25 protein-coding genes are annotated in these 24,532 nt (G+C 73.1%); 13 read left to right on the forward strand and 12 right to left on the reverse strand.

From position 1 onward, the window contains the following. Positions 1-102 precede the first annotated feature (102 nt). The 3 genes from ACWCXC_RS23415 to ACWCXC_RS23425 are packed head-to-tail and all read right to left on the reverse strand — an operon-like array spanning position 103 to position 2,785. Positions 103-1,074, reverse strand: coding sequence for a hypothetical protein (locus ACWCXC_RS23415; RefSeq protein WP_450684022.1), 972 nt, complete (start codon positions 1,072-1,074; stop codon positions 103-105). Continuing rightward, positions 1,071-1,955 carry a hypothetical protein gene (locus ACWCXC_RS23420; RefSeq protein ID WP_450890439.1) on the reverse strand — a complete coding sequence of 295 codons (885 nt, stop codon included), beginning with the start codon at positions 1,953-1,955 and terminating at the stop codon, positions 1,071-1,073. The genes ACWCXC_RS23415 and ACWCXC_RS23420 overlap by 4 nt, the downstream gene beginning before the upstream one ends. After that, the gene (locus ACWCXC_RS23425; RefSeq protein WP_450684024.1) at positions 1,952-2,785 is read right to left on the reverse strand and encodes a hypothetical protein; all 834 of its coding nucleotides are present in this window, start codon (positions 2,783-2,785) and stop codon (positions 1,952-1,954) included. Before ACWCXC_RS23425 ends, ACWCXC_RS23420 begins: the two co-directional genes overlap by 4 nt. 108 nt (positions 2,786-2,893) lie before the next feature. Here ACWCXC_RS23425 and ACWCXC_RS23430 point away from each other — a divergent pair, with 108 nt between their 5' ends. Next, entirely contained in the window at positions 2,894-3,256 is a 363-nt protein-coding gene (locus ACWCXC_RS23430; protein WP_383648149.1) for a DsrE family protein, read from the forward strand. A 27-nt stretch (positions 3,257-3,283) separates the two neighbouring features. On the opposite strand, the gene ACWCXC_RS23435 is transcribed toward ACWCXC_RS23430, so the two are convergent. From ACWCXC_RS23435 to ACWCXC_RS23470, 8 genes are all read right to left on the reverse strand, one after another. After that, positions 3,284-3,607, reverse strand: a complete 324-nt coding sequence (locus tag ACWCXC_RS23435; protein WP_450890440.1) for a DUF3099 domain-containing protein — start codon at positions 3,605-3,607, stop codon at positions 3,284-3,286. Positions 3,608-3,809: 202 nt separating this feature from the next. Next, positions 3,810-4,097, reverse strand: coding sequence for a DUF1416 domain-containing protein (locus ACWCXC_RS23440; protein WP_148837139.1), 288 nt, complete (start codon positions 4,095-4,097; stop codon positions 3,810-3,812). Positions 4,098-4,174: 77 nt separating this feature from the next. Then, positions 4,175-5,020 (reverse strand): sulfurtransferase, encoded by an 846-nt coding sequence (locus tag ACWCXC_RS23445; RefSeq protein WP_450684026.1) that lies wholly within the window; start codon positions 5,018-5,020, stop codon positions 4,175-4,177. 167 nt (positions 5,021-5,187) lie between these two features. Then, entirely contained in the window at positions 5,188-5,295 is a 108-nt protein-coding gene (locus ACWCXC_RS23450; protein ID WP_351392369.1) for a putative leader peptide, read from the reverse strand. A 217-nt stretch (positions 5,296-5,512) separates the two neighbouring features. Next, a complete protein-coding gene (locus ACWCXC_RS23455; protein ID WP_450684027.1) occupies positions 5,513-6,202 on the reverse strand; it encodes an LmeA family phospholipid-binding protein in 690 nt (229 codons plus the stop codon). A gap of 169 nt (positions 6,203-6,371) precedes the next feature. Continuing rightward, positions 6,372-7,859, reverse strand: a complete 1,488-nt coding sequence (locus ACWCXC_RS23460; RefSeq protein WP_450890441.1) for a hypothetical protein — start codon at positions 7,857-7,859, stop codon at positions 6,372-6,374. Between the two features lie 10 nt (positions 7,860-7,869). Continuing rightward, entirely contained in the window at positions 7,870-8,124 is a 255-nt protein-coding gene (locus tag ACWCXC_RS23465) for a MoaD/ThiS family protein (protein ID WP_450684029.1), read from the reverse strand. Between the two features lie 53 nt (positions 8,125-8,177). Beyond that, positions 8,178-9,053, reverse strand: a complete 876-nt coding sequence (locus ACWCXC_RS23470; protein WP_450684030.1) for an alpha/beta fold hydrolase — start codon at positions 9,051-9,053, stop codon at positions 8,178-8,180. Positions 9,054-9,355: 302 nt separating this feature from the next. Here ACWCXC_RS23470 and ACWCXC_RS23475 point away from each other — a divergent pair, with 302 nt between their 5' ends. From ACWCXC_RS23475 to ACWCXC_RS23495, 5 genes are all read left to right on the forward strand, one after another. Continuing rightward, positions 9,356-10,156 carry a response regulator transcription factor gene (locus tag ACWCXC_RS23475; protein ID WP_450684031.1) on the forward strand — a complete coding sequence of 267 codons (801 nt, stop codon included), beginning with the start codon at positions 9,356-9,358 and terminating at the stop codon, positions 10,154-10,156. 24 nt (positions 10,157-10,180) lie between these two features. Next, positions 10,181-11,221: a LacI family DNA-binding transcriptional regulator gene (locus tag ACWCXC_RS23480; protein WP_383648119.1), complete on the forward strand. Its 1,041-nt coding sequence runs from the start codon at positions 10,181-10,183 to the stop codon at positions 11,219-11,221. Between the two features lie 126 nt (positions 11,222-11,347). After that, complete coding sequence (locus ACWCXC_RS23485) at positions 11,348-12,439, forward strand: S1C family serine protease (protein WP_450890442.1); 1,092 nt, start codon at positions 11,348-11,350, stop codon at positions 12,437-12,439. 66 nt (positions 12,440-12,505) lie between these two features. Then, the gene (locus ACWCXC_RS23490) at positions 12,506-13,237 is read left to right on the forward strand and encodes a response regulator transcription factor (RefSeq protein ID WP_450684033.1); all 732 of its coding nucleotides are present in this window, start codon (positions 12,506-12,508) and stop codon (positions 13,235-13,237) included. Next, positions 13,234-14,640 (forward strand): sensor histidine kinase, encoded by a 1,407-nt coding sequence (locus ACWCXC_RS23495; RefSeq protein ID WP_450684034.1) that lies wholly within the window; start codon positions 13,234-13,236, stop codon positions 14,638-14,640. The genes ACWCXC_RS23490 and ACWCXC_RS23495 overlap by 4 nt, the downstream gene beginning before the upstream one ends. Positions 14,641-14,900: 260 nt before the next feature. On the opposite strand, the gene ACWCXC_RS23500 is transcribed toward ACWCXC_RS23495, so the two are convergent. Continuing rightward, positions 14,901-16,724: a bifunctional metallophosphatase/5'-nucleotidase gene (locus ACWCXC_RS23500; RefSeq protein ID WP_450890443.1), complete on the reverse strand. Its 1,824-nt coding sequence runs from the start codon at positions 16,722-16,724 to the stop codon at positions 14,901-14,903. Positions 16,725-17,412: 688 nt separating this feature from the next. Between ACWCXC_RS23500 and mshD the strand changes: the two genes are divergently transcribed. From mshD to ACWCXC_RS23535, 7 genes are all read left to right on the forward strand, one after another. After that, complete coding sequence (mshD, locus tag ACWCXC_RS23505) at positions 17,413-18,351, forward strand: mycothiol synthase (protein ID WP_450890444.1); 939 nt, start codon at positions 17,413-17,415, stop codon at positions 18,349-18,351. 87 nt (positions 18,352-18,438) lie between these two features. Beyond that, a complete protein-coding gene (locus tag ACWCXC_RS23510) occupies positions 18,439-18,849 on the forward strand; it encodes a GntR family transcriptional regulator (RefSeq protein ID WP_450890445.1) in 411 nt (136 codons plus the stop codon). Next, positions 18,846-19,736: an ATP-binding cassette domain-containing protein gene (locus ACWCXC_RS23515; RefSeq protein ID WP_450890446.1), complete on the forward strand. Its 891-nt coding sequence runs from the start codon at positions 18,846-18,848 to the stop codon at positions 19,734-19,736. Before ACWCXC_RS23510 ends, ACWCXC_RS23515 begins: the two co-directional genes overlap by 4 nt. Beyond that, a complete protein-coding gene (locus ACWCXC_RS23520) occupies positions 19,733-20,506 on the forward strand; it encodes a hypothetical protein (protein WP_450890447.1) in 774 nt (257 codons plus the stop codon). The genes ACWCXC_RS23515 and ACWCXC_RS23520 overlap by 4 nt, the downstream gene beginning before the upstream one ends. Before the next feature lie 253 nt (positions 20,507-20,759). Further along, the gene (locus tag ACWCXC_RS23525; RefSeq protein WP_450685194.1) at positions 20,760-23,015 is read left to right on the forward strand and encodes an RNA degradosome polyphosphate kinase; all 2,256 of its coding nucleotides are present in this window, start codon (positions 20,760-20,762) and stop codon (positions 23,013-23,015) included. Next, complete coding sequence (locus ACWCXC_RS23530) at positions 23,002-24,009, forward strand: CHAD domain-containing protein (protein WP_450890448.1); 1,008 nt, start codon at positions 23,002-23,004, stop codon at positions 24,007-24,009. Before ACWCXC_RS23525 ends, ACWCXC_RS23530 begins: the two co-directional genes overlap by 14 nt. Next, a complete protein-coding gene (locus tag ACWCXC_RS23535; protein ID WP_450685192.1) occupies positions 24,006-24,431 on the forward strand; it encodes an NUDIX hydrolase in 426 nt (141 codons plus the stop codon). Before ACWCXC_RS23530 ends, ACWCXC_RS23535 begins: the two co-directional genes overlap by 4 nt. The last annotated feature ends 101 nt before the right edge of the window (positions 24,432-24,532 follow it).

Consider the following 24,532-nt stretch of genomic DNA (forward strand, 5'->3'; position numbering starts at 1 on the left):
CTCCTTGAACGAGCGGTATGGCGGCAGTACGGGGCCGGGGCCCAGCCTAATGGGTGGGGCCCCGGCACGCCGTTCCGGGGCGTGCCGGGGCCGGCCCGTCGCTCAGCCCAGCAGCTGGTTCTGGAGGATCAGCGTCTGGTGGAACGGGACGCGCGGCGTCCCCCCGCCGCCCTTCCGCTCCTGGACGACCAGGCCGATGGTGTCGCCCGCGACCACGAAGCCCTCGCGGACCTGGGCCGCGCCGAACGGCTTCGGCTCGTCGAAGACGTAGGTCGCGGTCTCCGGGACCTTCCCGCCGCCCTTCCACGTCTCGTCCAGGTCCATGTGCTCCGCGCCGTTCAGCGCGTCCCCGGGCGTGGAGCCGATGTACCGGGCGTCCCGGAAGTCGTCGGCGAACGCCGTCGAGTCGAACTGGAGCAGATAGATCCGGGTCGACGTGCCGTCCGGCATGGTCCAGCCGCGCGCCGCGATGTGCCGCACGGTGGACTCCCCGAGCTGGGCGCGGAGGTCGGCGCGGGAGCTCTTCGCGAACGCGGCGACGAATTGCTCCGTGCCGATCCAGCCGCCCGTCAGCTTCGGGTCCGGCTCCGCCCCGGCCGGGGCGGGGAGCAGCAGCCGGCGCAGGTCGGCGTAGTGCACCTCGGCGGTGTTGCCCTCGGTGAACGGGCGCGGCGATCCGGGCGGGAGCGCGGGCAGGCTCAGCCGGGGGTAGTCCCAGCGCCCGTCGCTCTCGGTGGCGAGGCCCGGGACGTCGCCCCGGTCCGCCGAGGTGAGGGCGTACGCCGTACCGGCACCGAACGCGCCGAAGACCAGCACGGCGGCGGTCCACCGGGCCACCGCCCGCAGCGCCCGGCGCGGCGGCCGGGGCGCCGACGGCACCGCCGCCGGGACGGGGGGCGGGGCCGGCGGCAGCAGCGGCATGGGCGGAAGCTGCGGCGGCTCGGACTGCTCGGGCTGCTGGGACTGCTCGGACTGGTGGGGCTGCTGGGGCTGCTCGGACTGGTGGGGCGGTTCGGGCTGCTCGGGCTGCTGGGGCGGCGGCTGGGGTGCCGGTGCGGCCGTCTGCTCGGTCATACGTACTCCCCCGGGGACGTGAGGTGGTCGAGCTGGTCCTTCACCAGGCCGACGGCGGCGGACGTGTGGAAGGGCTTGGTGCCGGACGCCGTGACGGTGAGGGTGGTCTCGCCGTCGAAGGCCAGGCAGGTCATGCGCTCGACCCCGCTCTCCTTGTCCTCGGGCGCCAGGAAGCACCGGGCGTTCCCGCTGTGGCCGGTGATCTTCGGCCCCTTCCGGAAGGCCCCCACGGCGTCGTAGAGGTGCGTCCGCATCGTGTAGAGGTCCCGGACGGCCTTGGTGTCCTTCATCCGCATCAGTTCCGTCTTGACGAGGAGGTCGTTGGTGTCGGCCGTGTACGTCCGGATGGCGAGGCCCTGGATGCGCAGCTTGTCGATCCGCTTCTCCAGCTCCCTGCGCTGCTTGCCGGCCAGCCCCCGGCCGGCCTCCTTCATCTCGGCGGTGGCCGCGCGTCCGCCGATCTCGCTGTCGTTGCCGTGCACCCCGGAGTCCGGGCCGAGCCGGAAGTCCCGGGGGACCGGCAGGAGCAGCTTGCTCAGTTCGGTGGTGGTCCGGCCCTTGGAGACGTCACCGGCCGGGTCCGGGCCGGGCCCCTGCTCGTCCTCGTACCAGAGGCTGGTCGGGACGGTGCGGTCGGCGTCGTCGGCCACGGTCTTCGTGTACACGCCCGCTCCGGCGACGGCGGCCAGCACCAGCACGACGGGGACCGCCGCGAGCGCCACCCGCCGGACGCGGCTCCGGCGGACGGGGCCGGGCACGGCTTCGGGAACGGCGTCCGGAACGGCTGCGGGCGCGGCTTCCGGAACGGGCGCGGGCTCGGCGTCCGGAACGGGCTCGGGCACGGCGTCCGGAACGGGCTCGGGCACGGCGTCGTTGCTCACAGGCGCTCCAACTGTCGCTCGGCCAGCGTACGGATGTCCTTCTTGCTGATCGGTTCGGTGTCGATCAGGTTGATGTCGGCCATGACGTCGCCCCGGTCGAAGACGGCCCTGGCCCGGTAGAGCGGGAGGTAGCCCGGCTCGCGGTCGACCTTGTACAGGTAGTAGCGGCCGTTGAGGCTGCCCTTGATCGCGTCGCCGGTATTGCCCGCGCCGTGCTTCGGGTCGGGCATGTAGGCGCGCTGGTCGGCGGAGTGCAGGGCGGCGGACATGGCCGTACCGGCCCGGAACTGCACCAGCATGACGCTGACCGCGCGGTTCTCGCCCTTCTGCCAGGCGGTGGCCGCGACCCGGCGGATGTCCGCCTCCAGGAGGCGGCCGAACATGAACGAGTCGTCCTCGAAGTCGCGCACGTAGTCGTCGACCGCGACCCAGCCGTTCCGGATCACGGGCACGTCCTCGCTCGTGCGCCAGCCGGCCGGCCGGGGCAGGAGCAGCTTGCGCAGATCGCCGTCCGTGCGGACCCGGCGGTCCTGGGAGGCGGGCAGCGGATCGGGCACCCGGTCGGCGGGCAGCGCCTTCGCCGGGTACCCGAGCCCCGGCTGCGAGAGCGCGGCGAGCGGCGTCGGGGCGCGGCCGGCCTGGATGTCGTAGCCGACGGCCGCACCGGCCGCGATGCCCAGCACGGCGGCTGCCGCGATGATCAGAGTGGTACGCCCGCGCGGACGCCGCCCCGGCCGAGCGGCCGGTTCCGGCGGTACCGCCGGCTCCGCCACCCCCACGGGAACAGGCGGCTGCGCCTGCTCGTCGGACACTGTGTCGTTCGGATTCACTTTTGGGGTCCCCCCACGAGACCTGGGGCACGGGTTCCGTTACCTGTGCATCCACCTGACCGCCGGGGCGCCAACGGGGTTGCGCGGAAGGGGATTACAGTTCGGCATATGCCGAAGAAGCTCGTGATCAAGGTGACCGCAGGTGCCGACTCCGCCGAGCGCTGTTCGCAGGCGTTCACCGTCGCGGCGGTGGCCGTGGCGAGCGGGGTGGAGGTCTCGCTCTGGCTGACCGGCGAGTCCGCGTGGTTCGCGCTGCCGGGGCGGGCCGCCGAGTTCGAACTGCCGCACGCGGCACCGCTGCCGGACCTGATCGAGTCGATCCAGGCGGGCGGGCTCATCACGCTCTGCACCCAGTGCGCGGCCCGGCGCGACATCACCGAGGCGGACGTCCTCGAGGGCGTACGGATCGCGGGCGCGCAGGTCTTCGTCAGCGAGATCATGGCGGACGGCGTCCAGGCCCTCGTCTACTGACGGCGCGAACCGCTCCGGCGGGGTGGTTCAGCGGCGGTGCCTGCCGTCCAGCTCGTCCCACCAGGCGTCCGATTCCGGATCGCCCGTGAGCCCCTGCCTCACCGGCGGCTCCCGGTCCGTACGCGTCCGCTCGGGCGGGCGGGCCCGCCTCTCGGGCTCGTCCCACCAGCGGTCCTCCGGGCCCTTCCGGTTGGCGACCATCGCCGCGACGGGCGGGATCACCATCGCCACCACGCACATCGCGATGGCGGCGGGCATCGACCAGAGCCGCACGAAGGCCCAGGCCGAGACGAAGAGCACGAGGCATCCGGCCATCATGAGGAAGTAGGCGCGCCGGCGTCGGCGGTACATGACTCCAGCGTAGGCCCGTTTCCGTCACCCGGCCGGTCCAAGGACGGACCGGATCACGCACCCGATCGCGGACAGGCCCACGGATGCCCGTCCCGTTCCCGGTCCGGACGGCGCGAAGGGCCGCACCCCGCTCAGGAAGCGTCCAACCCCCTGGGGTGCGGCCCTTCGGCCGGTTTCGACGGCAGCGACCCGCCGGCCCCGCTCAGACGGCGATGGCCACCTCGGAGAGGCCGCCCGTCTGCGCGACGACCGTGCGGTCGGCGCTGCCGCCGGGGACCAGGGCGCGGAGCGTCCAGGTGCCCTCGGCCGCGTAGAAGCGGAACTGTCCGGTCGCCGAGGTCGGGACCTCGGCGGTGAACTCGCCGGTCGAGTCCAGCAGGCGGACGTACCCGGTGACGGGCTCGCCGTTGCGGGTCACGCTGCCCTGGATGGTGGTCTCACCGGGCTTGATCGTCGAGGCGTCGGGGCCGCCGGCCTTTGCTCCACACATGGTTCTGTCCTTCTGGTCGGGGGTCGTGCCGGTCCGGGTGGCACGGCCGGTCCGCGGGACGAACCGGCCGTACGGGATTACTTGTTGGCGCCGAGCTCGATCGGCACGCCCACGAGGGAGCCGTACTCGGTCCACGAGCCGTCGTAGTTCTTGACGTTCTCCTGGCCGAGCAGCTGGTGCAGCACGAACCAGGTCAGCGCGGAGCGCTCACCGATGCGGCAGTAGGCGATGGTGTCCTTCGACAGATCGACCTGCTCCGCCTCGTAGAGGGCCTTCAGCTCCTCGTCCGACTTGAACGTGCCGTCGTCGTTGGCGTTCTTCGACCACGGGATGTTGCGGGCGCTCGGCACGTGGCCGGGGCGCTGCGACTGCTCCTGCGGGAGGTGCGCCGGGGCGAGCAGCTTGCCGCTGAACTCGTCGGGCGACCGCACGTCGACCAGGTTCTTGGTGCCGATCGCGGCGACGACGTCGTCGCGGTAGGCGCGGATCGACTCGTCCTGCGGCTGGGCCTTGTACTGCGTGGCCGGGCGGGACGGGACCTGGTCGCCGTCGACCAGGTCGCGGGAGTCCAGCTCCCACTTCTTGCGGCCGCCGTCGAGCAGGCGGACGTCCTGGTGGCCGTAGAGCTTGAAGTACCAGAACGCGTAGGACGCGAACCAGTTGTTGTTGCCGCCGTAGAGGACGACCGTGGTGTCGTTGGCGATGCCCTTGGCGGACAGCAGCGCCTCGAAGCCGGCCTGGTCGATGAAGTCGCGGCGGACCGGGTCCTGGAGGTCCTTCGTCCAGTCGATCCGGATCGCGTTCCTGATGTGGTTCTTCTCGTACGCGGAGGTGTCCTCGTCGACCTCGACGAGGGCGACCTGGGGGTCGTCGATGTGGGCCTCGACCCAGTCGGCGTCTACCAGGACGTCACTGCGGCTCATGCTGTTCTCCTCCGGGGCAGTCTGCGGCGGGATGATGCGAGTGGTGCGCGATGGTGCGTGGTGATTCCGGACGTACGCGGCGCGGTCGGCGCGTGCACAGGTGCCACGCGGGACGGCCTCGACGGACGCGTCGGAGGCCAGGGAATGCGGGACGGCGGAGGTCCCGCTCAGACAGTGCGACAGAGCATGGCGGCGACGCGGCACAGGTCCACTGCCCGCCGCTTCGTGAGATCCGCCTGTCCCCGCTGACGGAGACCGCTAATAGAGCACTGCATGGGTCCGATCGTAGGGACGTCCGGGCGGCCATGTCACCGTTGTGTCGTATATTGAGACACGATCGTCCGGCATGTGGGACGAGTGTGGAGTGCACCGGCCGCCCGGGGCTCCGCGTGCCCGACGGGCCCGGAGCACCATCTGCGGAACGGACTCCGCCGTCTCAGTATGTGGTGAGGCGGGCGGACCGGCCGGTACGGAGCGGGCCGGGCGAGGTGGTCAGCCCGCGAGGCGGACGTCGGTGCCCGTCACGGAGATCTCCAGACCGGCGGCGGTCGGTTCGATCCGCTCCAGCTTCAGCCCGTTCGGCAGGGTGCCGACCTCGCGCTCGAAGTCGGTCTTCTCGCGGACGAGCCCTTCGAGGCCCGGGATCCCCTCGCCCGGCACCTTGTCGGCGTGCACCCGCACGGTGTGGCCGTCGACCAGCGTCACCGTGGACAGCACGCTGCGGGTGAGCGTCCGGCCGAGGATGTTCACCGAACCGGTCACCTTCACCTTGCCCTTGCCGCCGTACTCGACGACGACGCCCTGGGAGGCCGCCTTCGTCAGATCCGCGTACGAGACGACGGCCGTCCCGGTGGCCCGGTCGGCGGTCGCCCCGGAGAAGCCGTCGGACAGCCGCACCCGGTGCAGGTCCGCCGTCATGTGGTCGATGCGCAGCGCGCGGCCCCCGGCGGTCGCCTCGATCCCGTCGACCCTCACCTCGACCTCGTCCAGCTCCTTGCCGAGGACCTGGGTCAGGAACGGGAAGCCCTTGATGGAGACGTCCGTGGACCCGATGGTCGCCCCGGAGACCTCCACGCGGTCGGCCGCCCGCGACTCGGCGAACCAGACGGCCGCCCGGTCCACGGCCGTGAACAGTCCGGCCAGGACCACCAAGACGACCAGCAGTATTCGCAGTGCACGCATGCCTGTCCTTCCCCCACCTCACGCCCGTACGGTCCCGGGCGCGGCCCCGCGCGGTCCGGCGACGGCCGGCGCGTCACGCCCCCGGTGATCGACGTGCGGAAGCCCCCCAGCGGTTCCCCGTGGAGGGCTTCGTCCCGGTGGCGCGGCGCGCCCGTCTCCCGTCCCCGCGTCAGCCGAGCAGCCGCCCGACCAGGTAGACGGCGGGCACGGCGGCGGTGAGCGGCAGCGCCACCCCGGCCGTCATGTGGACGAACCGCGACGGGTAGTCGTAGCTGGCCACGCGCAGTCCGACGAGCGCGCAGACCCCGGCGGCCAGACCGAGCAGCGCGCCCCCGGACCCGCCGAGACCGGCGAGGGCTCCGCCCACCGCGCCCCCGGCCGCCGCGACGGCGAGCGAGCCCACGACGGAGGCGGGCCCGGGCAGCGGGAGCGCCCGGACGAGCACGGCGGCGGCGACGGCGACGGAACCGGCCGTCACGGCGTCCGGGACGGCCGCGAGGAGCCCGGCGGCCAGCACCGCGAGCGCGGCCGAGGCGAGGGTGGCCATCAGCCCCTGCATCCGCTCGTCGGCGCCCGCGTGGCTGCGCAGTTGGAGCACGACGGTGAGCAGCACCCAGACGCCGAGGGTGCCCAGGATCGCGGCCGGACCGTCGTCCCGGCCGGCCGCGAGCAGCGCCACGTCCGCGACCAGCCCGCCGGCGAAGGCCAGAGCGATGCCCTGGCGGGCGGGCCACATCCCGTTGAGCCGGAACCAGCCGGCGGCGGTGAGTCCCTGGAGCAGCACCAGCGGGACGGCCAGCGCGTACGGTCCGAGGGCGGCGCCGAGCGCGAGCAGCAGCCCGAGCCCGGCGGTGATCGCGGCCGGCTGCGTCCCGGGCGGGATGATCGGCGAACGGCCCTCGGCGCGGGCCCGCTGGGCGTCGGTGATCCGGCTGTTGCCCAGGGTGGTGGGCGCGCTGTAGCCGTCGGCCGCCGACGCGGAGGCCGGTGCGGCCGGCGCGGCGGGGGCCGCGGGCACCTCGGGCGGCAGCGGGTAGGAGCCGGAGGCGTGCGCCGGGGCCACCGGAGGCACGGAGGCGGTCCCGGCCGCGTGCGCCGCCGGAACGGGCGCCGGATACGGGGCCTCGGCCGCGTTCACCGGAGGCAGGTACGCGGTCTCGGCCGCGTCCACCGCCGGAACGGGCACCGGCGGGAGGTACGCCGTCTGCTCGGCCTCGGGGGCCGGCACCGGGGGGAGGTACGCCGTCTGCTCCGCGTCGGGGGCCGGCACCGGGGCGGGGCCGCCGGGCCGGACCGTCGGCTGGTACTGGGTGTCCCAGGTCTGGCCCTCCCAGGTCTGCGCGACGCCCTGCTCCCCGGACCGCCACCCGTCCCCGGGCTGCGGCTGGGGCGCCCCCTGCGGGTCGTAGGCGCCCTGGGCGCCGTACGCCGGGTCCTGGTGGGCCTGTGCCTGGTGGCCCTGGGCGCCGTACGCCGGGTCGGGGTGGCCGTGACCGCCGTACGCCTGCCCGGTGGGGTCCTGCCCGTACGGATACGGCTGCTGCGGGGCCGGATACGGCTGCCGCGGGGCGTACGGATGCTGGGTGTACGGATCCTGCGGGTACGGGTCCCGGGCGTACGGGTCCTGGGGATACGGCTGTTGCTGATCGCTGCTCATGTTCTCCGGTTCACCCTCCTGCGAACGGCGGGAGCACCTCGACCGTGCCGCCCTCGGCAAGGCGTACGGTCTCATGGCTCCGGGTCCCGACGGGGTCACCGTCGACGAGGAACGAACACCGTCGCAGCACCTGGCTCAGCTCACCGGGGTGCGCGGCGCGCACCGCGTCGAGTGCTTCCCCGAGCGTCGCGGCGGTGTACGGCTCCTCCGCGGTTCCGGCTGCTGCCTTGGCTGCTGCCCAGTAGCGGATCGTTCCCGCAGGCATGGCGGCGCTCCTCTCCTCGTCTCGCGTCAGCTGCCCATCATGGTTCACCCGCGTCACCGGTCCGTCGCCCAGTCGGCGATGCGGGTGAGCAAGGTCTCGTCCGCCGCGTTCTCCGCGTGGCCCATCCCGGGCTCCAGCCACAGGTCGGCGGCCCCGCCCGCCGCGCCGGCCAGCATCCTCGGGTGGTCGAGCGGGAAGTACGGATCCCGGTCGCCGTGGACGATCAGCAGCGGGGCGGGGGCGATGCGCCCGGCGGCCTCGACCGGGGAGAGCGGGACCGGGGCCCACGGGCGGTGGTCGATCCGGGTGCGGAAGCCGTAGCGCCCGACGAGCCGGCCGGTGGGGCGGGTGACCATCCAGTGGAGCCGGCGCATCGGTGCCGTCCCCCGGTAGAACCAGCGCGCGGGAGCGCTCACGGACACCACCGCATCGGCGTGCGCCTCCCCGTGCGCTTCCGTGCGCCCCCCGCCCTCCCCGCGCACACCGGGGGCCGTATACAGCGCCCCGTGCCGGAGCACCACCGAACCGCCCATCGAGAAGCCCGCCGTAACGATCCGCGTGTGTCCGAGCGACCGCGCCCAGGCGACCGCCGCCGCCAGATCCAGCACCTCGCGGTCCCCGACCGTGGACCGACCGCCGGACCCTCCGTGCCCCCGGAAGGAGAACGTCACCACCGCCGCACGCTGGGCGAACACCGCCGCAGCCCGCCGCACCGCCGGGCGGTCGGCCGAACCGGTGAATCCGTGCGCGAGCACGATCGCCGTACCCGCCCCGACCGTCCCGTCCGCCGCACCGGCACCTGCCGTACACGGCTCGTACACCGCCTCGATCGGGACCCCGTCACCCGCCCGCAATGTCGTCCGCAGCGGCCCGCGCGTGATCAAGGGAACAGCGCAACCACGAATTCGCCCCTCGGACACTGAAGTCATGTGGGCTATTCTGCGGGGAAGAGGATCCGGGCAATGCAGCCCCCGGGTCCTTTTGTGCTTTCCGCGTGTTGTTACGGAGACGTTTCGACAAGCTCAGCGTTCCTGGGTGCGGGCCGCACAGGCGAAACCCGTACGACCACCGGTCGTACGGCCGAGCAGGACACAGCGTACGAAGCAGTGCCGCATACTCCCCCGGGTTCCGCCCCGGGAGTGCCCCTCTCGCAGGGAACGAGGAGGACCGACGCAATGGGCGAGCCAACCGTGCACGATCACCGACCGACCGACCGGGCAGGTGGACGGCGATGAGTTCTCTGCTGCTCCTGACGAATGCCCTCCAGCCGTCGACGGAGGTGCTCCCCGCCCTCGGCCTCCTGCTGCACAGCGTGCGGGTCGCCCCCGCCGAGGGCCCCGCTCTCGTCGACACCCCCGGTGCCGACGTCATCCTCGTCGACGGCCGCCGCGACCTGCCGCAGGTCAGGTCGCTCTGCCAGCTCCTGCGGTCCACCGGGCCGGGCTGTCCGCTGATCCTCGTGGTCACCGAGGGCGGTCTCGCCGCCGTCACGGCGGACTGGGGCATCGACGACGTCCTGCTCGACACGGCGGGCCCCGCCGAGGTCGAGGCGCGGCTGCGGCTGGCCACCGGCCGCCAGCAGATCACCGCCGACGACTCCCCCATGGAGATCCGCAACGGCGACCTCTCCGTGGACGAGGCCACGTACAGCGCCAAACTCAAGGGCCGGGTACTCGACCTGACCTTCAAGGAATTCGAACTGCTCAAGTACCTGGCGCAGCACCCGGGCCGGGTATTCACCCGCGCCCAGCTGCTCCAGGAGGTCTGGGGCTACGACTACTTCGGCGGCACCCGCACCGTCGACGTCCACGTCCGCCGGCTGCGCGCCAAACTCGGCCCGGAGCACGAATCCCTCATCGGCACCGTCCGCAATGTGGGATACCGCTTCGTCGCCCCGGAGAAGGTGGAACGGGCCGCCGAGGAGGCCAAGGCGGGCGCGGCCAAGGAGAGCACCGAAACCCCCACCCGTTCGGAGCAGTCGGAGATGTCGGACGTCACGGAAGAAGCCCCGGTCCGGCCTGTCAAGAGGTAGTTCCATCCGCGTAGACTGCCGCGCGTGGCCAAGGTGACGCGGGACGATGTGGCGAGACTGGCGGGGACGTCGACCGCGGTCGTCAGCTACGTCATCAACAACGGACCCCGGCCGGTCGCCCCGGCCACGCGCGAGCGGGTGCTCGCCGCGATCAAGGAGCTGGGCTACCGGCCCGACCGGGTCGCCCAGGCCATGGCCTCGCGGCGGACCGACCTCATAGGGATGATCGTGCCGGACGCCCGGCAGCCCTTCTTCGCGGAGATGGCGCACGCGGTCGAACAGGCCGCCGCCGAACGCGGGAAAATGGTGCTCGTCGGCAACTCCGACTACCGCGACGAGCGCGAGGTGCACTATCTGCGCGCCTTCCTCGGCATGCGGGTCTCCGGCCTGATCCTCGTCAGCCAGGGCCCCAGCGAGCGGGCGGCGGCGGAGATAGAGGCGTGGGACGCCCGGGTCGTGCTGCTGCACGAGCGGCCCGAGGCCATCGACGACGTCGCCGTCGTCACCGATGACGTGGGCGGCGCCCAGCTCGCCACCCGCCACCTCCTGGAGCACGGCAACGCCTATGTGGCGTGTCTGGGCGGCATGGAGTCCACGCCGTCCGTCGGCGACCCGGTCGCCGACCACATCGAGGGCTGGCGCCGGGCCATGCACGAATCGGGGCGCTCCACCGAGGGCCGCCTCTTCCAGGCGCCGTACAACCGCTACGACGCCTACCGGGTCGCCCTGGACCTCCTCTCGGGCCCCGACCGGCCGCCGGCGATCTTCTGCGCCACCGACGACCAGGCCATCGGCGTGCTGCGGGCCGCGCGCGAACTGCGCATCGACGTGCCCGGCGAGCTGGCCGTCGCGGGCTTCGACGACGTGAAGGAGGCCGGTCTCACCGACCCGCCGCTGACCACGGTCTTCTCCGACCGTCCGGCGATGGCACGGGCCGCGGTGGACCTGGTCCTCGACGACTCGCTGCGGGTCTCCGGCTCACGGCGCGAGCGGCTGAAGCAGTTCCCCTCGGCCCTCGTCGTCCGCCGCTCCTGCGGCTGCGGGGAACCCCCGAAGCCGCTCTGAGCCCTCCCGGCGCACCGGACCCCGTACCGGCCCCCGCCCGGTCTTTATATCGGGCATACGAGGTTCTGCCGGGCTTCTCAGCGCGTGCTCACGCTCCTCTCATCTTGGCCGGACAGGCTCTTGGTCATGACAGAGAGCCAGCGCCCGAGCGGCGAGTACCCGATGTACCCCTCGTACGGCAACGGCGAAGCGGCCTACCCGCCGCCGCCGTCATACCGGCCCGCCCCGCCGGTCGACGCGGGCCACGGCACGACCGGGTGGCCCGGATCCGGTGACGGCGGCTTCCACGGCGCCGCCCCGGCCCCGCACTCCCCCGGACCGGCGCCCTCCCGCCGCCGGGCCGGCCGCCCGGTCGCCCTGCTGGCGGCCGTGGCCCTCGCCGCGGCGGTCGTCGGCGGCGGCACCGCGACGCTCCTCGGCCGGATCACCGACGACACCGCCACGCCCGCCGGCGGCGGAATCGTCCCCGGCACCACCGTCTCGCAGAGCAGCAAGGGCACCGTCTCCGGCGTCGCCGCCGCCCTCTCCCCGACCATCGTCGAGATCGCCGCGACCTCCACCTCCGGCCAGTCCACCGGCTCCGGCGTCGTCATCACCGCCGACGGCGAGATCGTCACCAACAACCACGTCATCGCGGGCGCCACCTCCATCGAGGTCACGCTCTCCGCCGGCAAGAAGTACACCGCCGACGTCGTCGGCACCGACCCCGACAAGGACCTCGCCCTCATCAAGCTCCGGGGCGCGAGCGGACTGAAGACCGCCACGCTCGGCGACTCCTCCAAGGTCGCGGTCGGGGACCAGGTCGTCGCGATCGGCTCCCCCGAGGGCCTGACCGGCACCGTCACCAGCGGCATCGTCTCCGCGCTCGACCGCGACGTCACCGTCGCCAAGGAGGGCGGCGACGAGAACGGGAACCAGGGCGGCGGCCGGCAGTGGCCCTTCGAGTTCGGCGGACAGCAGTTCAACGGCGACACCGGCGACTCCACCACCACGTACAAGGCCATCCAGACCGACGCCTCGCTCAACCCCGGCAACTCCGGCGGCGCGCTGATCAACATGGACGGCGAGATCATCGGCATCAACTCGGCCATGTACTCGGCGAGTTCCGCCGGGGGGCAGGGCAGCTCCAGTGCGGGCAGCGTCGGCCTCGGCTTCGCCATCCCGGTCAACACCCTCAAGGCCGACCTCGCCGGTCTGCGGGCCGGCGACGGCTCCTGAGCGGGCGGGGCTGAGAAACTGGCACCCGCCCCCGACCGCACGCACCGAGAAGAGGACGCGACAGCGATGAGCCCCGCCGAGGAAGGTCCCCAGCGCATCCTCGTCGTCGACGACGAGCCCGCCGTGCGCGAGGCCCTGCAACGCAGCCTCGCCTTCGAGGGATACGGCACCGAGGTCGCCGTCGACGGTCTCGACGCCCTCGCCAAGGCCGAGACGTACGCCCCCGACCTCATCGTCCTCGACATCCAGATGCCGCGGATGGACGGGCTGACCGCCGCCCGCCGCATCCGCGCCACCGGCACCACCACGCCCATCCTGATGCTCACCGCCCGCGACACCGTCGGCGACCGCGTCACCGGACTCGACGCGGGCGCCGACGACTACCTCGTCAAACCCTTCGAACTGGACGAGCTCTTCGCCCGTATCCGCGCTCTGCTGCGCCGCAGCTCCTACGCGGCCGCGGCGGGCGCCCCCGTCCCCGACGACCACACCCTCTCCTTCGCCGACCTGCGCATGGACCTCGCCACCCGCGAGGTCACCCGGGGAGAGCGCCGGGTGGAACTCACCCGCACCGAGTTCACCCTCCTGGAGATGTTCCTCGCCCACCCGCGCCAGGTCCTCACCCGCGAACAGATCCTCAAGGCCGTCTGGGGCTTCGACTTCGAGCCCAGCTCCAACTCGCTCGACGTGTACGTGATGTACCTGCGCCGCAAGACCGAGGCCGGCGGCGAACCCCGCCTCGTCCACACCGTGCGGGGCGTCGGCTACGCCCTGCGCTCCGGCGGAGCCGAGGGATGACCGGTCCCCTCCGCCGCATCCGCGCCCTGCCGCTCCGCTCCCGCCTCGCCCTCCTCATCGCCACGGCGGTCGCGGTCGCGGTCGCGGCGGTGGCGGCGGCGTGCTGGTTCGTGACGCGGGAGCAGTTGCAGAACCAGCTGGACTCGACCCTGCGCGGCTCCAATGTGGACGCCCGCTATCTGACCAACCTTTACGACTACTGCCGCGGCGCCAACCAGATCCCGCCCCGGCCCTACTCCGGGCTCACCGTCCAGCTCATCGACGCCCAGGGCACGGTCTGCCTCGCGCCCGGCTCCTCCAAGCTCCCCGTCAGCGACGCGGACCTCGCCGTCGTCACCCACGACCGCCCCGACGCGCTCCGCACGGCGAAGGACGCGAACGGCGTCGAGATGCGCGTCTACACCGCCCCCGTGAAGGGCCCCATCGACCTCGCCGTCTCCCTCGCCCGCCCCCTCAGCGAGATCGACAAACCCCTCACCACCCTCGCCTGGGTGCTCCTCCTCGTCTCCGGCATCGGCGTCCTCGGCGCCGGCGCCGCCGGGCTCTGGGTCGCCCGCTCCGGACTGCGCCCCGTCGACGAGCTGACCGAGGCCGTCGAGCACGTCGCCCGGACCGAGGACCTGACCGTCCGCATCCCCGTCGAGGGCGAGGACGAGATCGCCCGCCTCTCGCGCTCGTTCAACTCGCTGACGTCCTCCCTCGCCACCTCCCGCGACCGGCAGGCACAGCTCATCGCGGACGCCGGCCACGAACTGCGCACCCCGCTCACCTCGCTGCGCACCAACATCGAACTCCTCGCCCGCAGCGACGAGACCGGCCGCGCGATCCCGCCGGACGACCGCAAGGCGCTGATGGCCTCCGTGAAGGCCCAGATGACCGAGCTGGCCTCGCTCATCGGCGACCTCCAGGAACTGGCCCGCCCCGACGCCGCCAAGTCCGGCCCCCTCCAGGTGGTCGCCCTGCACGACATCACCCGCACCGCCCTGCAACGCGCCCGGCTGCGCGGCCCCGAGCTGACCATCACGGCCGAGCTGGCCCCCTGGTACGTCCGCGCCGAGCCCGCCGCGCTGGAACGGGCGATCGTCAACGTCCTGGACAACGCGGTGAAGTTCAGCCCGCCCCGGGGCACCGTCACCGTCGTCCTGCACCGGGGCGAGCTGACGGTCCGCGACCAGGGCCCCGGCATCCCCGCCGACGAACTCCCCCATGTCTTCGAGCGCTTCTGGCGCTCCCCGTCCGCCCGGCAGCTCCCCGGCTCCGGCCTCGGCCTCTCCATCGTCGCCCGCACCGTGCAGCAGGCCGGCGGCGAGGTCACCCTCCTCCCCGCCGAGGGCGGCGGCACCACAGCCACCCTCCGCCTCCCCGGAGCGCCCCAGCCACCGCCGGAGCCCCCGGGGGAATGACATGCGAGGACGCGGTACGACACGGGTCCGCCGACCCATCTCGTACCGCGCCATCGGAGCGGCACCCTGGAAGGAGGGCACCGTCCGCCGAGGAGACTAGGCCGCTCCGGAGCGGGTGAATGTGCCGCGCGTGCAGGGGTCTGTGCCAGGTGTGCAGGGAGGGGCGCGCGTGCGGGAAGGGAGCACACGCCGGGAAACGACGGATGCGCGGGCCGGGGCCTTCGCCCCCGCCCGCGCATCGCGCCCGGTGTGGTTCCGGACTACTTGATGACGGTGATCCGGTCCGCGGCCGGCGGGGCCAGCGGGGCGGCGGCCGTGGAGTGGGCCGCCAGGTAGGCGTTGAACAGGTCCAGGTCCGAGGCGCCCACGAGCTTGTTGGTGCCCTGGCCGAGGGCCGCGAAGCCGTCGCCGCCGCCCGCCAGGAACTCGTTCATGGCGACGCGGTAGGTCTTGGCCGGGTCGATCGCCTCACCGTTCAGACGGATGGTGTCCGTGACCACCCGGGCCGCGCCCGACTTCGTCATGTCCAGGGTGTAGGTGAGCCCCTTCGACACCTGGAGGATCTTCGGGCTGGCCTCGTTCGACCCGCTGACCTGCTGCTGGAGCGCGGAGACCAGCTGGGCGCCGGTCAGGTCGACGACGTTCATCATGTTGGTGAACGGCTGCACGGTGAACGCCTCGCCGTACGTGACGACGCCGTCGCCCTCGCCGCCCGTCGCCTTGTACACGAGGTCCGCGCGGATGCCGCCGGGGTTCATGAACGCGACGACCGCCCCGCCCTTGTCGGCCGGGGCCAGACCCTCCAGCTGGGCGTCGGCGATCAGGTCGCCGAGCGGCTTCTCCGGCGCGGTGGAGCCGCGGCCGTTGATGTCCGCCGAGATGTAGCCCTGCGGGCGGTTGGCGATCGGGGCGGCCAGGGTGTTCCAGCGCTTGATCAGCCGGTACATGTCGCCGGCTGCCTTCTGTGTGCGGCTGACGACGTGGTTGGCCGCCTTCGGGTTCCCGGCACCGGCCGATGCCACCGAGGTGCGGACGATGTCGTTGGTACGGCGGTCGTACGTCAGCGTCGTCTCGGTGTAGAGCTTGCCGAACGAGGCCGCCGAGGTGACCAGGCGCGGGTTACCCGCCGGGTCCGGGATCGTGCACACGTACGCCTGGTGCGTATGGCCCGTGACCAGCGCGTCGACCTTGGGCGTGATGCCCTTGGCGATCTCGGTGATCGGACCCGAGATGCCGTCACCGGGGCCGTTGCTGTCGCAGTCGTAGTTGTACGAGGACGAGGCCGGGGCGCCGCCCTCGTGGATCAGCGCGACGATCGACTTGACGCCCTGGCGGTCCAGCTCCTTGGCGTACTTGTTGATCGTCTCGACCTCGTCGTGGAACGTCAGCCCCTTCACGCCGTTGGCGGTCACGATGTTCGGCGTGCCCTCCAGGGTCACCCCGATGAAGCCGATCTTGACGTTCCCCTTCTGCCACACCGTGTACGGCTTGAGGATCGGCTTCCCGGTCTTCTCGTCCGTCACATTGGCGGCGAGGTAGGGGAACTTCGCCCCCTTGAACTTCTTGCCCTTCTCGTAGCAGCCCTCGACCGGGTGGCAGCCACCGTTCTGGAGACGGCGCAGCTCCGTGACGCCCTCGTCGAACTCGTGGTTGCCCACGCTCGTCACATCGAGGTTCATCTTGTTGAGCGCCTCGATGGTCGGCTCGTCGTGGAAGAGCCCGGAGAGCAGCGGGCTCGCGCCCACCATGTCGCCGCCGGCCGCGGTGATCGAGTACGGGTGCCCCTTGCGCGCGGTGCGCAGCGACGTGGCGAGGTACTCGACGCCGCCGGCCTTGACCGGCACCACGGTGCCGTCGGCCTGCCTCTCACTGACCTCGCCCGAGGAGCCGGCCGGCGGCTCCAGATTTCCGTGCAGATCGTTGAAGGACAGCAGCTGCACGTCGACGGTGGAGCCCTTCCCCTTGCCGGGGTGCTCCTGGGCGCCGGCCGGCATCGCGGCCACGAGCGCGCCGATCGTGGCGAGCCCGGCCACGGCGGCGAGCGCCCGCCGGGACGCGCGGTTCTTCTGAGGTGTCGCTGACATCGGACCCCTTGTGAGTTCAGCGGGAGGTGTGACGATCGAGCCACGTCTGAAACTGGATACTGCGTGCGCAGCCTAGGGTCAACGCGCGTAGCGCGACAGATGTTTGGGGTTACGAACTGGTTGCCGCACGATCGGAACGGGGCCAATCGCCCAAATGGAGCGGGGCCCTCCGGGTGCGGGTGCGCCTGTGTCCGGTGGGTGGTGGGTGGTGCCCCTCCGGGGAGACTCCTCAGAAATGGCGTGTGCACCCGGGTGCGCAAGGGGACCCGGGTCGTACGCCATTTCCTGCGGGGACTCCCCTGCGCGCCCCCAACCGGCCGGTCGGGCGTCTTCCCCCCGGTGGGGCCTGAGGCCCACGAACGCGCCCCGCCGGTTACCCTCCCCCCGCCGGCGAATCCCGGGCCGCAGACGCACGACGGCCGGGTCCGGGGGCGTGCAGGGGAGTCCCCGCAGAACGACGAACACAGACCGGGGTCCGTACGCGTGGTGCCCGCACGTTCGTCGTTCGAGGAGACGCCCCGGAGGGACCCCGGACCCCACACGACGACCCTGGGCGCACCCCACGGGAAACCCGCACAAACAAGCCCGTCCGGCGATTGAGGACGGAACCCCGAACACGGGGGCCCCGCAAGCAAACCCCGCCCCAACCTCGCCGCCCCCCGCCCAAGGGGCCCGTACGCTCGTATCCATGACGACTGACGTACCCCTCCCCGCTCCCGGACGCGAGATCCAGACCCTGGACACCCTCACCCCCGACCAGGCGGAAGCCGTCGCCGGGCTCCTCGCCGAGGCCGCGCGCTCCGACGGCCGGCAGGCCGTGTCCGAGCAGGGACGGCTCCAACTGCGGGGCGGGCACCGGGACGGCGTCCGGCACTTCCTGCTGACGGCCGGCGGCACACTCGTCGGGTACGCGCAACTGGAGGACACCGACCCGGTCGAGGCCCCGGCCGCCGAACTCGTCGTGCACCCGGCCCACCGGGGCCACGGCCACGGACGGGCCCTCGGCGCCGCGCTGCTGGCCGCCACGGGCAAGCGGCTGCGGGTCTGGGCGCACGGCGGGAAGGCCGCCGCCCGCCATCTGGCCCAGGTGCTCGGACTCTCCCTCTTCCGCGAACTGCGCCAGCTCCGCAGGCCGTTGAATCCGCTGAACATCGCCGAGCCGGTCCTGCCGCCGGGCGTCACCGTCCGCACCTTCGTGCCCGGCCAGGACGACGCCGCCTGGCTCGCGGTGAACAGCGCCGCCTTCGCCCACCACCCCGAACAGGGCGCGCTGCGCCAGCGCGACCTCGACGACCGCAAGGCCGAGCCGTGGTTCGACCCGAAGGGGTTCTTCCTGGCCGAACGGGCCGGCGAGGACGGCACCCCCGAACTGATCGGCTTCCACTGGACCAAGGTGCACGCCCAGGAGCGGCTGGGCGAGGTGTACGTGGTCGGCATCCGGCCCGACGCCCAGGGCGGCGGCCTCGGCAAGGCGCTCACCGCCATCGGGCTGCGCCACCTCGCCGCCGAGGGCCTGCCCACGGCGATGCTGTACGTCGACGCGGACAACACGGCCGCCGTGACGGTCTACGAGCGGATGGGCTTCACCACCCACGAGGTCGACCTGATGTACCGCACGGAGTCCTGAGGGCGGGGCACTCACAGGGGCGGCGTCGCTTGACGCCGCCCCTCTTTCACGTCACCCTTTCACTAGTTAATTAGTGAAAGGGTGACGATGGCAGACTCCGCGGCAGTCGAGTTCCGCATCGACCGGCGCAGTGGCGTCGCCACGTATCTCCAGATCGTCCAGCAGGCGAAGCAGGCCCTGCGCCTGGGCCTGCTGGAGCCGGGCGACCGGCTGCCCACCGCCCGGGAAGTGGTCGAGGCCACCGCGATCAACCCGAACACCGTGCTCAAGGCGTACCGCGAGCTGGAACGCGAAGGACTCGTCGAGGGCCGCCGCGGGCTCGGCACCTTCGTCACCGGAACGCTCGGCGGCGCGGCGGCCGGTGACGACTCCCCGCTGCGCGCCGAACTGGACGACTGGGCGGACAGGGCGCGGGCCGCCGGACTCGACCGGGACGACGTGAGCGCGCTCTTCACCGCCGTACTGGACAGGACATTCGAGGGGGACCAGGACCGATGACAGGTTCAGCGATCGAGGCCGACGGCCTCGGCATGCGATACCGGCGCAGGCGGGGCGGCTGGGCGCTGCGCGACTGCGCGTTCCGGCTGCCGGCCGGCGCGGTCTGCGCGCTCGTCGGCCACAACGGCGCCGGCAAGTCCACCCTGCTCACCCTGGCGGCGGGGCTCCTGCGCCCGGCCGAGGGGACGATCCGGGTGCTCGGCACGACGGCCGGTGAGGCCCGTGCCCGGATGGCGTACGTGGCCCAGGACAAGCCGCTGTACCCCTGGCTGACGGTCGCCGGGACGCTCTGGGCGGGGGCCGAGTTGAACCCCGGCGGCTGGGACCGGGACGCGGCCGAGCGCGTCGCCGGACCGCTGCCCTACGACGCGAAGGTCCGCGAGCTGTCCGGTGGCCAGCGCACCCGGCTCGCCCTGGCCCTCGCGCTCGGCAAACGGGCCGAACTCCTGCTCCTCGACGAGCCGATGGCCGATCTCGACCCCCTCGCCCGCCACCAGCTGATGGGCGTCCTGATGGCCGAGGCCGCCGAGCGCCGGACCACCATCGTGATGTCTTCGCACATCATCGGCGAGCTGGAGGGCGCCTGCGACCACCTGCTCCTCGTCGACGGCGGCCGCGTCCGCCTCGGCGGCGGGACGGACGACCTCATCGCCGCACACGCCCTGCTCACCGGCCCCGTACGGGCCCTCGCGCCGCACACGGTGGTCGAGTCCCGCACCACGGGACGGACGCTGACCGCACTGGTCCGCCCGGAGGGCCCGGTGGACGCGGCCTGGAACAGAACCGAACCCTCCCTGGAGGAAGTCCTGCTGGCCCATCTCCGCTCCCCCGAGGCGCCCGCGCTGCTCACCACGGACACGACGGCCCGTCAGGCGGTGGCGGCATGAGCGCGGTCTCCCTGCGGGGTCCGGCGCGGCTCGTCGCACGGCAGCACCGCCTGGTGCCGTGGATCGGCGGCGCCCTCGTCCTCGCCTGGACCGCCCTGGTCGCCGGGGCCTGGTGGTTCGTGTCCGCCGCCGCCGACGACTTCGCCGGAACCGGCTGTTCGGTGCAGCACACCGTCCGGGGCTGCGGCATCCAGGTCCGCCACCTCCTCAGCGTCGAATTGCACTACGGGCGGCTCTTCGACTACTCAGGGCTGGCCATGACGGCGCTGCCCGTGCTCATCGGCCTCTTCGTCGCGGGACCGGTCATCGGCCGGGAACTGGAGGACGGCACCTACCGCCTCTCCTGGAGCCAGTCCGTGAGCCCCGCCGACTGGCTGGCCGCCAGGCTCGCGGTACCCGCAGCGGTCACCGTGGCCGGCGTCGCCGCACTGTCCGCCGTGTACGCGTGGGGCTGGTCCCGGACGTCCGCGACGCACTACCCCGTACAGTCGTCCGAGCCACTGGTGTACCGGGCGATGGGTCCCGTACCCGTCGCCTGCTCCCTGCTCTGCCTCGCCCTCGGCGCGCTCATCGCCCTGCTGGTCAGGCGCACGCTTCCGTCGATGGCCCTGACCGCGGTCGTCTCCACCGCGGTGATCGTGACCCTGGGGGCCGTCCGCCCCGGCGGTGGTTTCTGGCCCCTCCAGCTCGCCGAGACCGCCCTCCTGCTCGTCCTCACCGCCGCCATCACCGCGCTCGCCTTCCGGGTGCTGCGCCGCCACCACGCCTGAGGCGTAGCCCGAGCCCGCCCGGGGCCCCGGCCCCGGGCGGAGCCGCCACACACGGCCACTCACCGCTTCCTGCATGTCATGTCGCCGTTACCGGGCATTCAGACGCCCTTGCGACCCTCTCAGGATGCAGCCAGCCCTGCCGACCCCCCGCAACGGGAAGAATCCCGGACCGCGACGCGCTCCGCGCGCGGTTCCCGTGATCCCGACCCCCTCCGACGCGCCTCCGGAGCCGTCCGCGCGGAAGAATGGGTTCATGAGCCAGCAGCCCAGCTCCGAGGTCCCGGTCCAGCCCGCCGCCCAGCCGTCGGTCGGCTCCCTCGCCGCCCACCGCCCGCACGCCGTCGCCGGCCAGGCGGCCCGGCCGGGCGCGCTGTCCACCGCCGCCGACCTCGATCCGGACATCGACGCGGACGCGGACGCGTACGAGCCGGGTACGGACGGCGACGAGCTGCCCCAGGGCCGCTTCCTGGACCGGGAGCGCAGTTGGCTCGCGTTCAACGAACGGGTGCTGGAGCTGGCCGAGGACCCGTCGACACCGCTCCTCGAACGGGCTAATTTCCTCGCCATCTTCGCCTCGAACCTGGACGAGTTCTTCATGGTCCGGGTGGCCGGGCTCAAGCGCCGCATCGCGACCGGCGTCGCCACCCGCTCCGCCTCCGGGCTCCAGCCCCGCGAGGTCCTGGACCTGATCTGGACCCGCTCGCGCGAACTCATGGCCCGGCACGCGGCCTGCTACCAGCAGGACGTCGCGCCCGCCCTGTCCGACGAGGGCATCCAGCTGATCCGCTGGCCGGAGCTGACGGAGAAGGAGCAGGCCCGGCTGTTCACCTTCTTCCGCCAGCGCGTCTTCCCCGTGCTGACGCCGCTCGCCGTGGACCCCGCGCACCCCTTCCCGTACATCTCCGGCCTCTCGCTCAACCTCGCGGTCGTCGTCCGCAACCCGGTCAGCGGCCACCGCCACTTCGCCCGGGTCAAGGTGCCGCCGCTGCTGACCCGCTTCCTGGAGGCGTCGCCGCAGCGGTACGTGCCCATAGAGGACGTCATCGCGGCCCATCTGGAGGAGCTGTTCCCGGGGATGGAGGTGCTGGCGCACCACATGTTCCGGGTGACCCGGAACGAGGACCTGGAGGTCGAGGAGGACGACGCGGAGAACCTGCTCCAGGCCCTGGAGAAGGAGCTGATGCGGCGCCGCTTCGGCCCGCCGGTCCGGCTGGAGGTCGAGGAGTCCATCGACCCGTACGTACTGGACCTGCTGGTGCGCGAGCTGAAGGTCTCCGACGCCGAGGTCTACCCGCTGCCCGGCCCGCTCGATCTGACCGGGCTGTTCGGCATAGCCTCGCTGGACCGGCCCGAGCTGAAGTACCCCAAGTTCGTGGCCGGCACCCACCGCGACCTCGCCGAGGTGGAGTCCGCCTCCGCGCCGGACATCTTCGCCGCGCTGCGGGAGCGGGACGTGCTGCTGCACCACCCGTACGACTCCTTCTCGACGTCCGTCCAGGCCTTCCTGGAGCAGGCGGCGGCCGATCCGGACGTGCTGGCGATCAAGCAGACGCTGTACCGGACCTCGGGCGACTCCCCGATAGTGGACGCCCTCATCGACGCCGCCGAGTCCGGCAAGCAGGTCCTCGTACTCGTCGAGATCAAGGCGCGCTTCGACGAGCAGGCCAACATCAAGTGGGCGCGCAAGCTGGAGGAGGCGGGCTGCCACGTCGTCTACGGCCTCGTCGGGCTGAAGACGCACTGCAAGCTCTCCCTCGTGGTCCGCCAGGAGGGCGACACCCTCCGCCGCTACTCGCACGTCGGGACCGGCAACTACCACCCGAAGACGGCCCGGCTCTACGAGGACCTCGGCCTGCTCACCGCCGACCCGCAGGTCGGCGCGGACCTCTCGGACCTGTTCAACCGGCTCTCCGGCTACTCCCGCCGCGAGACCTACCGGCGGCTGCTGGTGGCCCCCAAGTCGCTGCGCGACGGGCTGATCGTCCGGATCAACAAGGAGATCGCCCACCAGCGGGCCGGGCGCCCCGCCTATGTCCGCATCAAGGTCAACTCGATGGTCGACGAGGCCGTCATCGACGCCTGCTACCGGGCCGCGCAGGCCGGCGTCCCGGTCGACATCTGGGTCCGCGGCATCTGCGCGATCCGCCCCGGCGTCACCGGCCTCTCGGAGAACATCCGGGTCCGCTCGATACTGGGGCGCTTCCTCGAACACTCCCGGGTCTTCTCGTTCGGCAACGGCGGGGAGCCCGAAGTCTGGTTCGGCAGCGCCGACATGATGCACCGCAATCTCGACCGCCGCATCGAGGCCCTGGTCCGGGTCACCGACCCCGCGCACCGGGCCGCGCTCAGCCGGCTCCTGGAGACCGGCATGGCCGACACGACCTCCTCCTGGCACCTGGGCCCCGACGGGGACTGGACCCGGCACGCCACGGACGCGGAGGGCCGGCCGCTGCGGCACGTACAGGAAATGCTCATTGACGCCCGGAGGCGCCGGCGTGCGACGCCCTGACCACCAGACACAGGCGGACGTGACCGCGGGGGCGGTGCTCGCACCGTATCTGCGGGACCGGGCCGCGGAGTTCCTGCGCAGCCTGCGTCTGCACCGCGAGAACAGTGCCCCCACCGACGCCGGCCCCCGGGCCGCCGAGGAGGCCGCCTGGGCGCTGCGCCGCTCGGCCCGGCGGATCGGGGGGACGCTCCACACGTTCCGCTCGGCGCTCGACCCGCTCTGGGCCGAGCATCTGCGCACCGAACTGGCCTGGCTGTCCGGCACCCTGGCCCGCGAGCACGCCTACGCGGACCGGCTGACCCGGCTCCTGGACGCCCTGCACCGGCTCCCGGGCACCGCCCTGCCCGCCGCCCGCGCCGAAGCGGGAGCCACCGCGGCGGCGGGCGCGGCCGCGGCGGAGAAGGAACGCGCCGTCCTCGGCGTCGGCGCCGCCCGCGCCGGGGCGCTGCTGGACCGCCAGCTCACCCTGGCCCGGACCCGCGCCCACTCCGCCGCGCTCCAGGCGCTCGGCTCCTCCCGCTTCCACGCGGTGGCCGACGCGGTCGCCCTGCTCGCCTCCGAGGTGCCGCTGTCCGCGGCCGCCGCCGAACCGGCCGGTGAGCTGCTCGGCGATCCGGCCGACCGGGCCGAGCAGCGGCTGCTCGGTGCCGTCGCGGCGCTTCCGCCGGACGAGGCGGCCGAGCCGTACAACGACGCGCACGACGCGCCCTGGCACCAGACGCGACTGCTGCTGCGGCTGCACCGGTACGCGCACGAGGTGCTGCGCGGCGCCCCCGACCCGGTCCTGGCCGGCCCCGGGCGCGCCCTCGACCGCCACCGGGACGCCGCCGAGGCCGCCGCCGCTGCCGCCGCCGCGGCCCGCACCCCGCGCATCGCCCCGACGACCGCGTACGCCCTGGGCGTGCTCCACGCCGACCAGCGCCACGAGGTGGAGGCGGCCCGCGCTTTCTTCCGGGAGAGCTGGCCGTACGCCACGGCGGCGGTCCGGCCGTGAGCGGGGAGCAGGAGCGCACGGTGCGCGCGGCAGGCTGCGTCCTGTGGCGCCGGTCGCGGACGCCGCACGGCGGGGTGGAGCTGTGCCTCGTGCACCGGCCGCGCTACGACGACTGGTCGTTCCCCAAGGGGAAGCTGAAGCGCGGCGAGTCCCCGCGCGAGGCGGCGCTGCGCGAGGTGCTGGAGGAGACCGGCCACCACTGCGTGCCGGGGGCCGCGCTCCCGCCGGTCCGCTATCTCGCCCACGGCCGCCCCAAGGAGGTCACCTACTGGTCGGCCGAGGCCACGGCGGGCGCGTTCGTCCCGAACCGCGAGGTGGACGACGTGCGCTGGCTGACGCCCCGGGCCGCCCGCGCCCGGCTGACCCAGGACCGCGACCGCGCGCTCCTCGACGCGGCGCTGGACACCCTGCCGACCGCGTAACACCGGCACCCGCGCACCCCTGAGGGCCGCCTGACACCGGGACCCACGCGCCCCTTCCAGCCGCGTGACACCGGCACCCGCGCACCCCTGAGGGCCGCGTG

The sequence above is a fragment of the Streptomyces sp. NPDC001515 genome, from assembly GCF_053597115.1.